14 protein-coding genes are annotated in these 18,510 nt (G+C 41.5%); 5 read left to right on the top strand and 9 right to left on the bottom strand.

What is annotated here, in order from left to right:
* Nucleotides 1-129: 129 nt before the first annotated feature.
* A complete protein-coding gene (locus tag WAA15_RS13315) occupies nt 130-1,275 on the top strand; it encodes a nitrilase-related carbon-nitrogen hydrolase (RefSeq protein WP_337043268.1) in 1,146 nt (381 codons plus the stop codon).
* A 5-nt stretch (nt 1,276-1,280) separates the two neighbouring features.
* Here the strand turns inward: WAA15_RS13315 and WAA15_RS13310 are convergent, their stop codons facing one another.
* Both WAA15_RS13310 and WAA15_RS13305 read right to left on the bottom strand, forming a co-directional pair.
* Entirely contained in the window at nt 1,281-1,658 is a 378-nt protein-coding gene (locus WAA15_RS13310) for a DUF983 domain-containing protein (protein ID WP_337043267.1), read from the bottom strand.
* A gap of 8 nt (nt 1,659-1,666) precedes the next feature.
* Nucleotides 1,667-2,461, bottom strand: a complete 795-nt coding sequence (locus WAA15_RS13305) for a sulfite exporter TauE/SafE family protein (RefSeq protein ID WP_337043266.1) — start codon at nt 2,459-2,461, stop codon at nt 1,667-1,669.
* A gap of 221 nt (nt 2,462-2,682) precedes the next feature.
* Between WAA15_RS13305 and WAA15_RS13300 the strand changes: the two genes are divergently transcribed.
* Nucleotides 2,683-4,296, top strand: coding sequence for an amidohydrolase family protein (locus WAA15_RS13300; protein ID WP_337043265.1), 1,614 nt, complete (start codon nt 2,683-2,685; stop codon nt 4,294-4,296).
* A gap of 41 nt (nt 4,297-4,337) precedes the next feature.
* Here WAA15_RS13300 and WAA15_RS13295 read toward each other — a convergent pair whose 3' ends face one another.
* The 3 genes from WAA15_RS13295 to WAA15_RS13285 form a co-directional block, all read right to left on the bottom strand.
* Nucleotides 4,338-5,072, bottom strand: coding sequence for a glycosyltransferase family 2 protein (locus tag WAA15_RS13295; protein ID WP_337043264.1), 735 nt, complete (start codon nt 5,070-5,072; stop codon nt 4,338-4,340).
* Between the two features lie 236 nt (nt 5,073-5,308).
* Nucleotides 5,309-5,848 (bottom strand): hypothetical protein, encoded by a 540-nt coding sequence (locus WAA15_RS13290; protein ID WP_337043263.1) that lies wholly within the window; start codon nt 5,846-5,848, stop codon nt 5,309-5,311.
* A gap of 21 nt (nt 5,849-5,869) precedes the next feature.
* A complete protein-coding gene (locus tag WAA15_RS13285; RefSeq protein ID WP_337043262.1) occupies nt 5,870-6,682 on the bottom strand; it encodes a DUF922 domain-containing protein in 813 nt (270 codons plus the stop codon).
* Between the two features lie 188 nt (nt 6,683-6,870).
* Here WAA15_RS13285 and dinB point away from each other — a divergent pair, with 188 nt between their 5' ends.
* Entirely contained in the window at nt 6,871-7,911 is a 1,041-nt protein-coding gene (dinB, locus tag WAA15_RS13280) for a DNA polymerase IV (RefSeq protein ID WP_442892800.1), read from the top strand.
* Nucleotides 7,912-7,978: 67 nt separating this feature from the next.
* On the opposite strand, the gene pyk is transcribed toward dinB, so the two are convergent.
* Nucleotides 7,979-9,430: a pyruvate kinase gene (pyk, locus tag WAA15_RS13275; RefSeq protein WP_337043260.1), complete on the bottom strand. Its 1,452-nt coding sequence runs from the start codon at nt 9,428-9,430 to the stop codon at nt 7,979-7,981.
* Nucleotides 9,431-9,969: 539 nt separating this feature from the next.
* Between pyk and WAA15_RS13270 the strand changes: the two genes are divergently transcribed.
* Together WAA15_RS13270 and WAA15_RS13265 are read left to right on the top strand one after the other, a co-directional pair.
* Entirely contained in the window at nt 9,970-11,121 is a 1,152-nt protein-coding gene (locus tag WAA15_RS13270; protein WP_337043259.1) for a 2-isopropylmalate synthase, read from the top strand.
* 113 nt (nt 11,122-11,234) lie between these two features.
* Nucleotides 11,235-12,278, top strand: a complete 1,044-nt coding sequence (locus WAA15_RS13265) for a S66 peptidase family protein (protein WP_337043258.1) — start codon at nt 11,235-11,237, stop codon at nt 12,276-12,278.
* Nucleotides 12,279-12,359: 81 nt separating this feature from the next.
* Here the strand turns inward: WAA15_RS13265 and WAA15_RS13260 are convergent, their stop codons facing one another.
* The 3 genes from WAA15_RS13260 to WAA15_RS13250 all read right to left on the bottom strand — a co-directional run bounded on the left by WAA15_RS13260 (nt 12,360) and on the right by WAA15_RS13250 (nt 18,357).
* Complete coding sequence (locus WAA15_RS13260; protein WP_337043257.1) at nt 12,360-12,866, bottom strand: heme-binding domain-containing protein; 507 nt, start codon at nt 12,864-12,866, stop codon at nt 12,360-12,362.
* 80 nt (nt 12,867-12,946) lie between these two features.
* Nucleotides 12,947-15,568, bottom strand: a complete 2,622-nt coding sequence (gene ppsA / locus WAA15_RS13255) for a phosphoenolpyruvate synthase (RefSeq protein WP_337043256.1) — start codon at nt 15,566-15,568, stop codon at nt 12,947-12,949.
* A 257-nt stretch (nt 15,569-15,825) separates the two neighbouring features.
* The gene (locus tag WAA15_RS13250; RefSeq protein WP_337043255.1) at nt 15,826-18,357 is read right to left on the bottom strand and encodes a M14 family metallopeptidase; all 2,532 of its coding nucleotides are present in this window, start codon (nt 18,355-18,357) and stop codon (nt 15,826-15,828) included.
* Nucleotides 18,358-18,510: the final 153 nt, after the last annotated feature.

The following is an 18,510-nucleotide window of genomic DNA, read 5'->3' as shown; positions in this document are numbered from 1 at the left end:
ATTGATTTGATTTTTAATAAAAGGAAATTTTACACAAAATTACGAAAAAGATGTAGTATCTTGACTAATATTTTTCAGAAATTGCTGCTAAAATATTCTTTTACTATTGTATTCAAGATTTCAACCCTTATGAAAACTGCTAAAAAAGTATTTCTCTTCTGCGGAGTAGCCATTCTTATTTTATTGGGCGTGTATATGCTATGGGCTAACACGGGTGTTGGGTCAAATGCAAACCAAAATTTTGGTCTTGAGGCTGCCGAATCGTTCGGAGATTCGACCGATAAAGGCAACTTGCTTGGTATTCAGGCTTTTATGGAGCCAATTGACTATGCTTCTGAAGAGAATTTTAGCAAAAAGTTACGTTTCTATTTAATTGAGGCGCAAAAAAAACACTGGCTGATTCCGAATAAAACGATTGTGGTATTTCCCGAATATATAGGCACGTGGCTGGTTGCCATGCACGAAAAAGAAAGCCTTTACAAAAGCCCAAAAATTGAAGAGGGTTTGCAAACAATGGTAGCCCGAAATGCAGGTAAATTTCTGAAAACATACCTGAATGCCCCCGACGACGTAAAAGATAAAGTAAAATACAGCGTGTTTGCCATGAAAGCCCCGCAAATAGCGCAGGTATATGAGCAGGTTTTTTCGTCACTGGCAAAAGAATTTCGGGTGACAATTGTCGCGGGGTCGGTTTTGCTGCCCGAGCCGAAAGTTACAAACGGCGTATTAACGGCCGGAAAAGGCCAATTGTATAATACGTCGGCTATATTTGAGGCTAACGGAGACATAAGTCCTGAACTGGTAAAAAAAGCATTCCCGACGGCCGATGAATTAGGCTTTGTTTGTCCTGTTAAACCCGAAACTATTCCGGTTTTTAAGACACCCATAGGTAAAATGGGGGTTTTAATTTGTGCCGATGCGTGGTTTGCTGCGGCCTATGAGGGGCTTAAACAAAGAGGGGTAGATTTCGTGATAACGCCATCTTATTCGAGTGGGTATGGTTATTGGAATAAACCGTGGGAGGGGTATTCGGGTGCAGAAACACCTGAAGATGCCGCCGCTGACGTAAAAAAAATTACGTTAGCCGAAGCATGGGTAAAATATGCAATGGGAACAAGGGCAAAAACAGAGGCCAACGTCAGGAAAGGTATTAATGTGTTTTTGCAGGGCAAATTATGGGATTTAGGTGCCGAAGGCTCAACAATTGTGCTGAGCGATTCGGCACACGCAACAAAATACGGTGGCAAACCTGCCCTGATTAACGTATGGTTATAAGCTCCTTAGTGCTGGACTTTATTGGGCTCGTACTTATTAAATGCATGTAACCAGATTGACCTCGAAAGCCTATACAAAAGCGGAAAGAGGGCAATAGTCAGAAAAATATATCCAAGAATATACCATAGCCAGTTTACTCGGTCTTCAAAAAAAAGATAATACGCTACCGTGGCAATCACGAATAAAGCAATATTAAACATATAGCTTACATACATAGCTCCGTAAAAGAAACCAATCTCTTTTTCATATTTGAGATGACACTTTGGGCAGTTTTTGTACATGGCGGTCATTTTACCCAGACGATAAGGGTTTTTGGTTTCAAATATGTCTCCCTCGTGGCAACGCGGACATTTCATTTTTACGGCGGCTTCTATTTTATTCATCTTTATCGTTATTTTAGTAGTGTTTCTTTTACAATAATCCAGCAGCCCATAACAAGTATAAACCAGCCAAAAGCAGGTTTAAGTTTCTCGCCATCTACCCTTTTTGACAAATACCCGCCAACAAGTACCCCGCTAATGGTACAAAGTACGAATTTTATCAGAAAAGCCCAGTCGAAAACCACTCCCGCTGAGAAATCGCCGATTGCGCCAAACAACGAATTGATAGTAATAATAACCAGCGATGTACCAACGGCTTCTTTCATAGGCAATTGCGCAAAAATTACCAGAGCCGGAATAATCAGGAAGCCACCTCCGGCACCCACGAAACCTGTTAATGCCCCAACCAGAATGCCCTCCAGAAAAATTATCCAGTAACTTACTTTGCTTTTAATCAGTTCTTTGGCTTCTTTTCGGCTTTTAATAATTGAGTAGGATGCCCCAATCATTAACAACCCAAAAAGCAGCATAACCATCATATTTTTGGTAAAGGTAAAGTTTTCAGACTGATAAATAACCTCTGGTATGCGGTGCATGATAAATTTCCGCATAATAAAAACCATAACAAAAGCCGGAAAAGAAAAGAAAAGCCCTTTCGGAATGTCAACAAGCCCTTGTCTGAAATAATCGATAGAACCAACCAACGACGTAACCCCCACAATAAAAAGCGAATAAGTGGTGGCACTGGTTGGGCTTATACCCATTACATAAACAAGCACGCTCACTGTCAGAATTGAGCCTCCGGCCCCGATTAAACCGAGGGTTATTCCAATTAAAAAAGCAAGCCCGAACCCTATTATTTCCATAGATTTTAATGACAGTTTTTTGTTTTCCTAACTGATTTTGTTTAAAACAAAATGTTGCAATTTAAAGATTCTGCCCAATAGATGCCTAAATATTATTGTATTTTTCAAAGTATATGTCAGTACAGGAGGCCACAAGGCAGGAATATGGTTGATAAAAACCACCGAATGCCGTAGGTTTATGGTAATTCCTGTTTATTTTTGTTGAAAACCTACCAGATACTATGTACAAAAAAATTACACTTCTCTTTAGCTTGATTACTACTACACTAGTAGCACAGATTGAAAAGGCCCCTCCAAGAGCCGAAGGCGAATACGCCAACCGTTTGGTTATCCGTGGTGTAACGCTTATTAATAGCACGGGCGCGCCACCTGTTGGGCCTGTTGATATTGTTGTAGAAAAAAACAGAATTGCGCAAATTCGTCAGGTGGGGTATCCGGGTGTACCGATTGACCCCAAAAGTCGCCCTAAATTGAATGAAGGAGACAAAGAACTGGATTGCACCGGAATGTACCTGATGCCCGGATTTGTAGATATGCACGGCCATATTGGCGGAAGAGCGCAGGGAACCCCCGCCGAGTATGTTTTTAAACTATGGTTAGGGCATGGTATTACGACTATCCGTGACCCTTCGGCAGGGAATGGGCTCGACTGGACGCTCGACCAGAAAAAAAAGAGCGAAAAAAATGAAATTACGGCCCCTCGTATTAAGGCCTATACCGCCTTTGGAATGGGTTCTGACAGACCCATTACTACACCCGAAGAGGCCAGACAATGGGTAAGAGATAATGCTGCCAAAGGAGCCGATGGTATTAAGTTTTTTGGGGCTTCGCCAGAGGTGTTTCGTGCGGCTTTAGAAGAAAACAAAAAAATAGGGTTGCGTTCGGCTTGCCATCATGCCCAACTTGAAGTAGGGCGTATGAACGTACTGGCAACAGCGAAAGCAGGCTTAACAACCATGGAACACTGGTATGGTTTGCCAGAAGCACTGTTTGATGAAAGAACCTTACAGAACTACCCCCCTGACTACAACTATAACAACGAGCAAAACCGCTTTGAAGAAGCCGGAAAATTATGGAAACAGGCAGCAGAACCGGGTTCAGCCAAATGGTATCAGGTAATGGACGAATTACTAAAGCTGGATTTTACGCTTGACCCAACTTTTAATATCTATGAAGCAAACCGTGAATTGATGCTGGCTCGCCGCGCCGAATGGCACGATGAATACACTTTGCCATCGGTATGGCGTTTTTATGGGCCAAGCCGTATTTCGCATGGGTCTTACTGGCTTAACTGGGGAACAGAACAGGAAGTGGCTTGGAAAGAAAATTACCGTATCTGGATGCGCTTCGTAAACGAATATAAAAACAGAGGCGGGCGCGTAACCACAGGCTCCGATTCGGGCTTTATTTACCAGCTTTATGGCTTTGCGTATATCAGAGAGTTAGAATTACTACGTGAGGCGGGCTTTCATCCTTTAGAGGTAATCAGGGCGGCAACCCTTAAAGGGGCAGAGGCATTGGGCATGGCCGACCAGATTGGTTCGGTAGAAGTAGGGAAACTGGCCGATTTTGTGATAACAGAAGAGAACCCTTTGGCTAATCTTAAAACGCTTTATGGAACCGGAGCCATCAGGGTAAACGATAAAAACGAGGTTGTAAGGGTAGGAGGGGTAAAATATACCGTAAAAGATGGTGTGGTATACGATGCCAAAAAACTATTGGCAGATGTACGCAAGATTGTTGCTGAGGCCAAAGCCAAAGAAGGCTTTGAAATTACGCAGCCCGGAGTACCGCCCAAGAGTACATCGAAAGTTCAGGGTTCTGACAAGAACTAATGTAAAAAAAGCCGGACACTTTGCGAAGGGTCCGGCTTTTTTTATTTCTTTTTATAATCGCCACGAGAGAAGTGTTTCTCTATCCAGCAATACATCAGAATAAAGAAATAACGGCTGCCCATTTCCTTTATTTTCAATTTCGATTCGCCATACTTGCGGTTTGTCCAGCTATTGGGTACAACGGCAAAAGAGTATCCTCTTACAATTGCTTTAAGGGGGAGTTCAACCGTTAAATTAAAGTGTGGAGAAAGAAACGGCTTAATTCCTTCAATGGTTTCGCGTTTGTATAGTTTAAAGGCATTGGTGGTGTCATTATATTTAATGCCCATCATGGTTTTAATAATGAAATTGGCAATGCGATTGATAAATTTCTTTAATGGGGGGTAATCAATTACTTTTCCGCCTTTTACCCAGCGGCTACCATATACCGCATCAACGTTTTCGCGGAGCATGGTCTGGTAATATTTTACCAAATCTTCGGGGTCGTCCGACATATCAGCCATAAAAACGGCCACACAGTCGCCCGAGAAACGCTCCAATCCATACCGAACGGCATAGCCAAAGCCATTAGGGCCTTTGTTAGTTTCAAAAACCAAGGTTGGAATTTCCTTTGAAAGCTCATGAAGCACATTCAGGGTTCCGTCTTTTGAGTTATCGTTTGTTACCCATATTTCATGCGGAATCTGATATTTGGTTAGTGTGGCATATAGCGTGCGTAGTGTTTCGGGGATGCTTTCTTGTTCGTTGTAAGCAGGAATAACAACACTTAGTTTCATTCTGTTTCTCTGGATATATAAATGGCCCTTCGTTTATGAGAAAGACTTCTGCATAAACATTGGAAAAAGATTAAACATCTACTGATAATAAAACGCAAATGTCTGAAAACTAAGGATAAAATCAAAATGAGGGAAACAGAATGCTACCTGCAAATACAAATTAACCCAGACATCAAACATTAATGCTGGGTTTATATTGCTAATATTTGAGATAGGGGGGCTTTTAATACAATAATCTATTTATAACTGGAGTGAGCCTGTAAAAAATCAATCAATGAATTAAATAATGGGTAAAAAACACTCTGGTCACTTGGATATAAATAAGGTGCTTCTGATACGAATAGGTATTCACCTGTTTGAGGGTAAAATAGTTTGAGTTGTGCATAATATTTTCTGTCTCTTTGTAGAGCAACTAAAGATAAATATAGAAAGGGTTTAAATTTTTTTGAAGCATTGCTTAGACCTATTAGGCTATTCACAGTAGGGATTTCGTTTTGCAGATTCTGAGCAATAATTTTTCTTTCTAATCCCTCAAGGTTCATTGTTTCTTCAAAAAAATTCAAGTTTTTGGTCATCCCAATTAAAAACTCATTATTATCAACAACAACGAGGCTTTTAAGCGAATCTAAATCAATGTTTTCTTTAGCTTCAATAATGGGAGCTTTTAAAGTTTTTTTAAAATATCCAGTTTTTGAGTCTCGTGTTGACACTTTAAAGGTTGTACAGCCGGTTACTAAAGTTACTAAAAAAATCAATAAAGCTAGATGGATTTTCATAATTGTATAAATGAGAGGTTATTATTTGTTTTTTTTAAACACAACTAAATCAGACTGATATATGTTAAGTTTTTTTAACTCTTCAGCTATTAATTTGCGCCATTTTTTCTGTATTTCATCATCAATACCATGCCCGGCTTCTTGGTCATATTTTTGTTGAAGTTTTTCTAAATCACTCATTGTCTGTTTTATTTCCTTTTCTAATGTTTCCAGGGTTATAGGGGTAATATATTCATTTATTAACTTTTTCCTTAATCTTCTGGCAAATAGCTCTGTAATATCAAAATGTAGTTGTTCATGTTCAAGTACTTCTGGGTTTTCAAAATTTTTATCAAACCATGATTTTCTGCAATCGAAATAGCTTTTTATATAACATTCTTTTATCAAAAAAGTAAAAGGAGTAATTTTACTAGCTCTATAAAGTATACCTGCACCAGTAGTTGCTATCGTTATTGGATGAAAAGACTCAAGGGGCTTAACTTTACTTTTAAAGTCACTGTAAATAAGTTTTCGAGTATCAGACCAGTAAATAATCTTTTCAAATTTTCTATTATCGGGTGTATGATATACTAGTGCCTCTATTCGGCAGCAAGTACTCCAATTATCAGGTAATTTTAAAGAGGTTATTTTAATCAGATTTCCTCCACATTTTATAGCTTGTTTAGTAATAGCGTCTTTTGCGCTTTCATAGTCACAATTGATAGAGGCCCCTTTGTCGCCAAAACGAATTGAGGCAAGAAGGGTAGCTTCCTGAGGCAAAATATCATCGGGTTCCATAATTATAACATCTTGTGTAAGAGAATTGCCTGTTTGGTAGATTTTTGTAACCACCATAGGGCTGCAGGATGTAAATAGGGCCAGAAAAATGATTAGTATATATCTCGACATTTAATAATTGGAGAGTAGACCAAAGCCGAATTTGGTTATAGGTTTTTAAATTTTATCAAATATAACAAAAAAATTATTTTACGGTATATTAATCCTCTGCAATAATAGTGACCCGCAAAATTATACATATAGATATGGATGCCTTCTACGCCTCGGTAGAACAACGCGACTTTGCCGATTTGCGCGGGAAACCTATTGCTGTTGGTGGTAGTAGTGAGCGTGGTGTAGTGGCTGCGGCCAGCTATGAGGCACGTAAATTTGGGGTACGGTCGGCGATGTCGTCCAGAATAGCTAAGCAGAAATGCCCGCAATTGATATTTGTTAAGCCGCGTTTTGAGGTTTACCGACAGGTATCGAGAGAGATACGGGAGATTTTTCTTGAATATACGCCTCTTGTTGAGCCTTTGTCGTTAGATGAAGCGTATCTGGATGTAACAGAAAATCTGAAAGGGATTGAGACGGCTACACAGATTGCTCAGGAAATAAAAACCAGAATTAAAGAAAAAACAGGGCTGACCGCCTCGGCAGGTGTTTCGGTTAATAAGTTTCTGGCAAAAATTGCCTCTGATTATAAAAAACCAGATGGCCTTTTTGTGATTAAACCAGCACAGGCGGCGGCATTTGTTGAAGCCTTAGAAATTGGCAAGTTTCATGGTATTGGGCGTGTTACTGCCGAAAAAATGAATAAAATGGGGATTTTTACAGGAAAAGACCTCAAACAAAAAACGTTGGAGTTTTTGACCAAGCACTTCGGCAAAGTAGGCAAGTATTATTTTGATATAGCACAAGGGGTTGATAACCGCACAGTAAACCCCGATAGTATCAGGAAATCGATAGGGGTAGAGAATACCTTCGACCGCGATTTTACAGAACCCGATGATTTGTATCGGGAAATGGATGATATTCTGGAACAACTCTGGAAAAGAATGGCCCGAATAAAAGCCTACGGAAAAACCATTACCTTGAAAATTAAATTTGCCGATTTTGAAAGTATTACCCGAAGCCGCACGTCACAGCTTTCGGTAATGGAAGCAACATTACTGGCAAAAATCTCTTACGAAATGCTACACGCGCTTTTGCCTATGCCAAAGGGCGTGCGTTTATTAGGAATTTATTTATCGAACCTTGAGTTTGAAGACGAAATGATAGGCAGGCAATTGACTCTTAACTTCTGAGGTTGGGCAATAAAAAAGCCCATCAGTAAAGATGAGCCCTCTTATTACTACATGATTCAGATTAGTATTATTCTACTCGGCTTAGTTTTACCGTATTAGTACGGTTGTTTTCCTGCAAAGGCATACTAAGCGTGTTAATAAACAAATCACCTGTTTCCAGTTCTCCTTTTTCTACCAGAAAATTACGGATAGAAGTAACAACTTCTTCAACTGTGCTGTCTTTCAGGTGGTTATATTTGAAGGCGTTTACGCCAGAGTAAAGACTTAATTGTGTAATGAGCTTATCGTTGCCCGTGAAAACAAATGTACTGGCTTTTGGGCGGTGATGCGACAACCGGAATGCGGTGTAGCCTGACGATGTAATGCCAATAATAGCTTTTACTTTTAAGTCACGAGCTAAACGGCAGGCTGTCATAACTACGTTATCGTTCTCTTTTTCGTCCGACACATAATCATCGGCTGTAACTCGTGCATGATGGCGATAATATAGTTTTTTCGGGTCGGCGTCTGCTTCAACTTTCAGAATGGTATTTACCATTGTCTGAACGGCCAGAATCGGGTATTTACCTGAGGCACTTTCGGCACTTAACATTACGGCGTCGGCTCCATCCAGTACGGCATTGGCTACGTCGCCTACCTCGGCGCGGGTTGGGCGCGGGCTGTCAATCATGCTTTCTAGCATTTGTGTTGCTACAATTACAGGTTTCGCTGCCAGATTCGATTTCTCAACCAGATTTTTCTGAATCATAGGTACATCTTCCGACGGAAGTTCAACACCGAGGTCACCACGGGCAACCATAATACCGTCAGTAGCTTCTATGATAGAATCCATGTTAACTACTGCTTCTGGTTTTTCTATTTTGGCTATTACTTTTGCTTCTCTGCCTTGTTGTTTAATAAAGCTTTGAATCTCCTTTATTTCTTCGGCGGTTCTCACAAACGAAAGGGCAATCCAGTCAACATCGTTGGCTAAGCCGAAACGTAGGTCTTCCCAGTCTTTTTCGGTAACAGAAGGTTGCGAAATATTAGTATTAGGCAGGTTTACGCCTTTCTTTTGTTTTAATAGCCCTCCATAAACCACTTCTGTGATTACATCCATGCCATCAACGCCTATTACTTTTACTTCTAGCTTGCCATCATCCATCAGGATTCTCTCGCCAAGTTTTACGTCTTTGTACATACCTTTATAGGGTGTACTTACACGCTGGGCGTTTCCGACAATATCTTCGTTGGTAAAAACTAATTTATCTCCTGCAAAAATTTCAACCCCATCATTCCCCTTCTCCATTTGACCGATACGGATTTTCGGCCCTTGTAAATCTTGTAAAATGGCACATTGAAAACCGTGTTCAGCATTTATTTTACGAATACGGTCAATTCGCATCTGATGGTCCGCATGGGTTCCATGTGAAAAATTTAAACGGAAAACATTTACACCAGCCTTTGCTAGTTCCAATAACATTTCTTCACTTTCAGAGGCAGGTCCGACAGTAGCTACAATTTTGGTTTTTCTATGCATATTTAAAATAAAATATTTCTTCGCCTTTAGAATCTCGCAAAAATAATAACTATTTATGAGAATTACCGAATAAACTATTTTGAATTGTATAAGTTATATACGGGCGACGAAAACAAGGATAGGGGTAAGGGGTTTATAATCAGCAATTTAGCTGCTTATTAAATTATAATGAACAAGCCTTTTTTAAAAGGGCAAATACTGAAAATACATTTTTATATGTAAATTCTGAATGGAAATGACGACAAAAAAACATTAAATTTGTAACTAAGAAGTGGATTTTTTCTTTCATGATTTGTATTTGAAAAAAATATATAGAAGTTTTTGCCGGAAAAAAATATTCTGTTAAATTTGTGTCCTTGTAAAATTCAAAAACAATTGAAACAAACAGCTATCGCAAATTCACTTCTCCTTCTACTCAGCTTTTCAGTGTGAGAAACGGAGATTTTGTATAAATCAAAAGCCCTTTCTTGCACAATGTGAGAAAGGGCTTTTTTGCGAGATAAGAATCAGTAAATTAACTAAAATAACCTCGTTCAGCGATGAGCCAAAAGATTTATGTCTTCGACACCACCTTACGAGATGGAGAACAAGTTCCCGGATGCCAACTGACAACCGAAGAAAAGGTAATGATTGCCAAACAACTCGAAAAACTGGGTGTCGATATTATTGAAGCAGGATTTCCTATTTCAAGTCCTGGCGATTTCAAGTCAGTAGTAGAAGTGGCAAAAGCCGTAACCGAACCTACCGTTTGTGCCCTCTCAAGAGCCATTAAAGGCGATATTGAAGCAGCAGCCGAAGCACTGAAACTAGCCAAACGCCCACGTATTCATACCGGAATAGGGGCTTCAGACATTCACATTAAGCATAAATTCAATAGTACTCGCGAGCAGATTATCGAACAAGCAGTTGCTGCGGTGAAACACGCCAGAAAGTATGTAGATGATGTTGAGTTTTATGCCGAAGATTCGGGCCGCGCTGATTTGGAATTTTTAGCCAGACTTACCGACGAGGTAATTAAAGCAGGGGCAACCGTTGTAAACCTGCCTGATACCACCGGTTATGTATTGCCTAACCAAATGTTTGAACGTATATCGTACATCATGAATAATGTGCCAAATATCGATAAAGCCATTATTTCGATGCACAACCACAACGATTTGGGGCTGGCAACAGCTAATACTATTGCTGGTATTCAGGCCGGAGCCAGACAAGTAGAGGTAACGATTAATGGCATTGGCGAACGTGCCGGAAATACGTCGCTCGAAGAAGTAGCCATGATTCTGAAAGTACATAAATCGTTGGGGTATCATACCAATATCGAAAGTACCTTGCTTTCACCATTGAGTAATCTGGTATCAGAAACCATGCGTATGCCTGTGCAGGCCAATAAAGCCATTGTGGGGCGTAATGCTTTTGCGCATTCGTCGGGTATTCATCAGGACGGCTTCCTGAAACACACCGAAAACTACGAGATTATCAGCCCGCAAGAAGTAGGAGTTGATAAATCATCTATTGTGTTAACAGCCAGAAGTGGGCGTCATGCCTTAAAACACCGCCTCGAAAAACTAGGTTTTAAACTCGATAAACCTGAAATTGACGATACATACAGCCGCTTCTTGGATTTGGCCGACCGAATCAAGGAAGTAAACGATAAAGATTTAGTAACGTTAATGAAAGAAACTGTTTCTTGATAGTACGGCAAAATCATGAGGGGGGAGTTTATGAAGTATATTCATGAACTCCCTTTTTTTATTTACCTTGCATAGTAAAACGTTTTTGAATAAACCTTAACCCTGCGAACAATATGCTTAATCGCCGCCATTTTCTTCATACATCAATTTTGTCTGGCTTAGGTTTGGCTAATATGAATTTTAAGTTTTCGGAAGAAAAAGCCGCAACTTTAAAACCTGCCGCCCTCAAACCCGGCGATACCATCGGGCTGGTTTGTCCGGCGTACTCGGCTTTTATCAAAGAAGACGTGCAGGTTGCTATCGAAAGTCTGGAGGCGTTGGGCTTTAAGGTAAAGAAAGGAAAACATATTTTTGACCGATACGGGTATCTGGCAGGAAAAGACGAAGACCGGGCCGCCGATATTAACCAGATGTTTGCCGATAAAAGTGTTAACGGAATTATGGCCATGCACGGGGGGTGGGGGTGCGCCCGTATTCTGCCTTTGCTCGATTACAAGACCATTCAGCGGAACCCAAAGGTTTTTATCGGATATAGCGATATTACCGCCTTGCTGATAGGTATTTATAGCCAGACAGGGCTGGTTACTTTTCATGGGCCGGTGGGGTCGTCGTCGTGGAATAGCTTTTCGGTTGATAATTTCAAAAGTATGCTTATTGATGCGCAGCCTGTGCGTATGACAAACCCTGTTAAAAAAGGCGATAACCTGACACAGGTTGAAGACCGGATTTATACCATTAATGTCGGAAAAGCAAAGGGCCGCCTGCTAGGAGGAAACCTGACCGTTCTGAGCCATTTGTTGGGGTCGCCGTATGTGCCTGATTTTAAAAACAGTATTCTGTTTCTAGAAGATGTCGGAGAAGATATTTATCGGGTTGACCGAATGATTACCCAGTTGAAGATTGCGGGTATTCTGAATCAGATTTCGGGCTTTGTGTTCGGAAAATGTACCGACTGCCCCCCCTCAAAAGGTGGCTTTGGTTCTTTAACGATGGAGGATATTTTTGAAGACCACATCAAGCCCTTGCAAAAACCTGCTTTTTCGGGGGCTATGATTGGGCATATTAAAGATAAATTCACGGTGCCGGTGGGTCTTGAAGCCACCATTGATGCCGAAAAAGGAAGTATTGAGCTAAGCGAAGCGGCTGTTAACAAATAAAAAGGCTTTCGGCTTTTGAACCAACGGCTAGCAAGCACTCAGTTTGTTCAAAACTGAGTGCTTTTTATTTTAATAACCCTGTTAGCGGGCTGCAGGAGCCCTTCTTTTAAGCACAAGGCTATCGGCCGGATAATGCGCTTTCAGTGTATCCATCTGGGCTTTTGCCCAATCAACAATAGCTTTTCTGTCGGCTTCGCTCAGGTTGGCTTCTTTGTGCAAACCCAAAAAAGTGTAAGATTCCAGAGGCATTTCTTTTTCGTCGACCATTTCGATGGTTTCTTCAAACTTATGGTTTTGAACTGCCACAGGTAATGAGGTAAAAGTTGAAAAATTAAGGTGGCGTTTGCCATCTTCAACGTGGTGGTTCATCCACCATGCCACAGGTTGTATCTGCGAGTACCACGGATACGTGGTTTTATTGCTGTGGCAGTCGTTACAGGCTACCTCGAGCAAGTGATTTACATGAGCCGGAACCACATATTTGGTTGAAATGTCATGTGTTTTGTCGTCAGATTCGTTTTTGGCAGGACGAATAAACTGAATCAATACAAGAACGACGCCGAGTGCTAACAGAATTTTCTTTACCATTTTTGAATAGATTAGTGTTTAAATTAAAAAGGAACTTATATCAAAAAACGATGATACCATTGAAAATATATTCAGGATACTTACAGAATTTCTACGTAGCCATCTGTTCCATTAACCCTTATGCGTTGCCCGTCTTTTATTAGGTGTGTTACATTTTCTACCCCAACAACGGCCGGTAGGCCGTATTCACGTGCAATAACGGCTCCGTGGGTCATCAGGCCGCCTACTTCTGTAACCAAGCCTTTTATTGATACAAAGAGTGGTGTCCAGCTAGGGTCTGTAAACGATGTTACCAGTATGTCTTCTTCTTCCAGAACGGCATCTTCAATGTTCAGAATGACCCGCGCTCTGCCTTCAACTATACCCGACGAAACAGGTAAGCCCACAATTGCACCAGCAGGCAGGTTTTCGCGTTTGTATTTTCCTGTGATAATCTCCCCGTCGGATGTAATCACGCGCGGCGGAGTCTGTTTCTCATACTTGCTAAACTCGTTTTTCCTGTTTTGAATCAGCGCGTAATTGACCTGACCTGTACGCACTGTTTCTCTGAACTCATCAAAAGTAAGAAAAAATACATCTTCTTTTTCATAGATTACTTCTTCTTCCTGAAGCCTTTGGGCCTCTTTCATCAAGCCTTGTTTATAAACAGATAAATGGCTGATGATGCTATATTTGGGGTATTCCCGATAACCAATAAAGTTCCGAAGAATACCAATAACACGCGCAACTTCGCTGGCTTTTTGTTCGCCGTCGGGTAGGAGCCTCAATTTTGCCAGTAATTCCTGTTCTTTTTTAAGGGCTTCCTGCCGCCCCTGTTCAAATTTTTGCTTACTAGCCCCTGCCCCAAAGTTTTTAATGTTACCCAGAATCATCGGAATAAGTATTGCGGGTTTTTCGCTCCAGCGGGTTCTGGTAACATCAATTTCTCCGACACAACGCATTCCGTACTTGTTAAGATACGCATAAATAGCTTGCTGTGCTTCCTTCCCTCCATTAAAGTTAGTTATTTCTGTCAGGAAGTCATCATTTTTGGTTTGTTGTAAATACGCAATCAGGTCAGGGTATGGACGAATCACATCTGCTACATCTAGTAATTCAAGCCCCATTGCAGACGTGATGTTATTTGGCACCGACTGCGAAAGGGTATCGGCTACATTTTTTTCGCCTAACCAGCTAGCTATTTTTTCGTTAAGCCATGCCGAGGCGTTAATGGCAGCCATAATTACTTCCATACTTTTGGGTTCGAGTAATGATTTTCTTAATTTCTGGAGGTCTTCCAGAATAAAATCGAAGAGTGCTTCTCCTGATATGCTCTCAATGTTATGCTTTAATTCCTTGACAGAAGCCTCGCTACGGTTGATTAAATCGTTGGCAATGGCCGAATTATCTTCGATAGGCGACTGAAAAGCCTCTGGTAAGCTATTTTTGTTGGCAGATACCGGCTCGTCGGCAGGAATTGGTTCTAAAAAATCACCCCGTTCTATTAATGTCACGAGCGCATCTTTAATAAGGGGGTCGTGTTGCCCCATGGCATTGAGTATGGCTGTTCGTTGAACGGGTGTGACCAGATTGGGCATGATGTCGACAAATAGCCTTCCACCTGCTTTAAACATAGGTCGAAAAGCCGTTAACTGCCATAACGATAAACCGAGCGGCCGCATGGGGTCGGTCATCATTTGCTGGTGCCCTACCGATACGTAAACATGTTTTTCTTGGTCGGTCGCTTCCGGCACAGGAAACAAAGTCGTGATTGGCCTGCTTTGCACAATATAAAAAGTATCGTCTGCCATACACCACTCAATATCCTGTGGCTGGCCAAAGTGGTCTGCTATTTTTTGGCCTATTCTGGCAAGGCTTAAAATCTGTTTGTCGGTTAATGCCTGCGTTGTCTGTTGTTCGGGGGCAAGCGGGTGTTCGTATGTGCCGCCTTCTTTTAAAGCATCAATAGCCAGTTTTTTGGCAGATACCATTTTGTTGATAATTTCGGCATTACGTACTTTATAATTATCGGCATTTACAAGGCCGGAAACCAGTGCCTCGCCAAGCCCGAAACTGGCATCAATCGATAACGTTTTTCTGTTAGAAGTTACAGGGTCGGCAGTGAATAAAATGCCTGACACTTGCGGAAAAACCATTTTCTGAACAACCACCGACAAGTAAACTGCGTGGTGGCTGAATCCGTTCTGCATCCTGTAAACCACAGCCCTTTCGGTAAAGAGTGATGCCCAGCACTTACTGATATGTTTCAGGATGGACTGTTTGCCGATTATATTCAGATAAGTATCTTGCTGGCCTGCAAATGAAGCAGTTGGCAAATCTTCGGCAGTAGCACTTGAGCGTACGGCATAGGGGGTGTTTTCGCCAAATATGGAAAGAAAGTGCGTAACTTCGTCCTGAATGCTTTGGGGGATTGTGATGGATTCGATATTCTGGCGGATTTCGGAACTCAATGCAATTATTTTATCCCGATTATCCGATTTCAGATATGATAACTGTTTGAGCAAATTGTTAACCGACGGGTTATTTTCAACAGCCATTTTATAGGCTTCGGTTGAAATACAAAAACCTTCTGGTACATTTATGCCGTTAATATGCGATAGTTCTCCCAGATTCGCCCCTTTACCACCTACAAGTATAAGTTTTGTTTTGTCGATGGCCTGAAAACTAAATGTGAATGATGTTTTGCCAGTAATGTTTTTCATATTTTGATTTTATTTAATGTGTACTCACAAGGCTAAATACCAATAAGTTATGTTAAGAAGATTAAGTAAGCCAACAAATTTAGCGTATCATGCTTGCCAAGTAGCTTTAACGGGTTTTATAAAGTATTTTATGGTGTGTGGCTGATTTATTTTTGGTGATAAATACAGGCTATTTACTTGGCTTTTACAAGCCTGTATAAAATCAAAGCCCTTTCAGGAGGTTGGCTGAAAGGGCTTTGGCTTGAGTTGCTTTAGGGTTACTCTTCTCCGCCAAATCTGTTTCCGCCAATGATATGCCCGAAAAACAGGGTGTTCAGGAATAATTTATTGGTTCCGTACCAGAATGCCCTGAAATTAGGATTCTCTGACATCAGTATGACCCTTCCGGCACCAAGATTCTGGGTAATAACTGCCGGAGAGTTTTTAATCATGGCTTCGTTTTTCGGATGCACATAACCAGCCAGTAGGGGGTTAGCCGTAAAAACGAGTGGCGTATTATATGGGTTTTTAGTGTCTTCAAAGAAAATGTTGTTGTCTTTGAACAAGGCCAGTTTATCTTGCGAGTACCCGAAACATATTGGATGCGTAGGGTCAATTTTTGCTTCAAAAATAGTACCTGCCGTTTCCATGGCCCCATTGTAGCGTTCTTGTAAGGCATAAGGGCGTTTTTCGGTACCCTCATTGTTTGGCCTGCTCTTGATGCTGACAGAAGCTATTTTTTTATTGGCTGCCCATTCGGTTGCATCGGTTGTAACCACTAACACACCGCCGCCTTGCACAAATCTTTTAATTTTTTCGTCCGAAAGGTTATTGTAATTGCCGGCAACCATCACAATATGGGTATATTTTTCCAGATTTATCCGGTTAACCGTTTCAACATCAGCAAAAGTAAGCGGAATATTGATGCGTTGGTCGAGCAAATGCCAGATTTCGCCAGCATCGTTGGCATTAATGCCTGCTCCTGCCAGCATCAGAACACGTGGTTGCCGTAACCTGCGGAATTTCTCGCTTCCGAGGTCAATACCTGCCGGAGTTAACCCTGTGGTTGTGGCATAAAAATCAATGCCGTCTCTTTCGGCTAAAGTCTGGAGTAATGCGTTAGGGTCATTTCCATTACAAATTATCTGAATAGTGCCGTAGTCGAATTTCTGTTCTTTGCCACCAATAATGGCGGTTAAAGGCTCAACAGCCACCTTTAGTGTATAACCTTTTTTAAGTAGCTCATAAGCGGCGCGAGGGGCAAAATAACTGTTCCACTCAAATAAATAGGCATAAGAGCTAGTGCCTACAACTTTCCCTTTCGGGAAATCATTTGTAGTAACTTTTTCGCCTAACGAAACGTTGGTTTTAACTTCGACGGTAGGGGTATTCATACAATATTGAAGCGACCACGCCGAGATATCATAAAAAAGGCTGTCTTCAAACTTGGTGCGCTTCTCGAACATCGATTTGATAAGGCGGTGCTGAGGTTGGTTCATCGGAACCACAAAAGCATTGCTTTTGCTAAACGAAGTGCCATCAATATTTTCATCTTTTGATAACTTATATACATCAATCTGGTTTCGTTTCAGCATATTGACCATTTCCCATGTTTTGACGGCATCTTTGCTGCCGCCGAAAACGTATGCTTTCACGGCATCGGTTGAGGTTTCCTTGTAAAAATTACGCATGTGTTCCAGTAGTTCTACGCGCATCTCTCGGGCGGCTTTAAGCGTTGAAAGCGTGGCAGAAAACTGATTACGGATAGTAAACGGAAAACTTAGTAAACCATTTGGGGTTTCTTGTAAATGCCCGCGCGATGAGGCCTGCTCGAACAGAATACCAATAGAGCCGTTTACATCGGGCAGGGTTGAGCCTTTGCCATAATAAAAATCATCGTAGTTTTCCTGTGTGTAATAGGCCGAGTTGATTTTGTCCAGACCGGTGGCATGGTATTTACCTATTTTGGCCGTTAGCTCAATATTACTTTTGGGGGTAAGTGGGTGTGTACGTGACGGAACACCCGGCTGAAAGAAAAATGTTGAGGCGCTACCCATTTCGTGGTGGTCGGTCAGGATATTAGGCCGCCAGTCGTAAAACTTCACTAAACGCCCTTTACTTTCAGGCATTTGCTGATAAAGCCAGTCGCGGTTCAGGTCAAACCAATAATGATTGGTTCGGCCACCGGGCCATGTTTCGCTGAACTCACGGCTGTTGACATCGCTTACGAGTGTGGTGCTACGGTTAATATTTACCCAAGTGGCAAAGCGGTTGCCTCCATCGGCATTAATACAGGGGTCAATCAGAATAACAGCTTCGTTCAGCAGTGAATCAATGCCCGCCCCTTGTGCTGCCGCCAGATAATAGGCCGACATGAGGTTCGAGTTTGTGCCGCTGGGTTCGTTTCCGTGTACCGAATAGCCCATCCAGACCACAATTGGCATTTTCTTTATATCCAGACTACCCGACTGCGACGGGTTTACGAGTTTCTGGTGTTCGGCTTTTATCTGCTCAATTTGTGCATGGTTTTTAGGCGAAGTTACTGTCAGGAGCAGTAGTTCACGGTTTTCAAAGGTTTTGCCGTAAACCTCTACTTTTATTCTGTCTGAAAGGCGCGCCAGTTCGCGCATATAGGCATATTGTTCGTAGGGAGTTACGTGTTGCTCGCCCACCTGATAACCCAGAAATTTTTGTGGGGTCGGAATTTTCGGGTCATAGCTAACATTCTGGGGCAGGTAGTAGCTGTCGGCTACTTGCCCTGAGGCACAAAAGTTTAAGAGAATCAGGCAGAAAAGTAGTAGTTTCTTCATGCGAATAGTTTTAGTTTGTTTGAGATAGGTTATCATGCTTTTGTTCTTTGGAAGGTAAGCCGTAATGGCTGAGAGCTAAGTTCCGCCAAATAAGTTTAAACATAATTGGTGGAATGTAAAAATACAAAAAGCCTCCGACAGAGAGGCTTTTTG

The sequence above is a fragment of the Emticicia sp. 17c genome, from assembly GCF_037153985.1.
Classification (GTDB): domain Bacteria; phylum Bacteroidota; class Bacteroidia; order Cytophagales; family Spirosomataceae; genus Emticicia.
The sequence above is the reverse complement of the archived record's forward strand: the minus strand, read 5'-3'. Positions and strand labels throughout refer to the sequence as shown.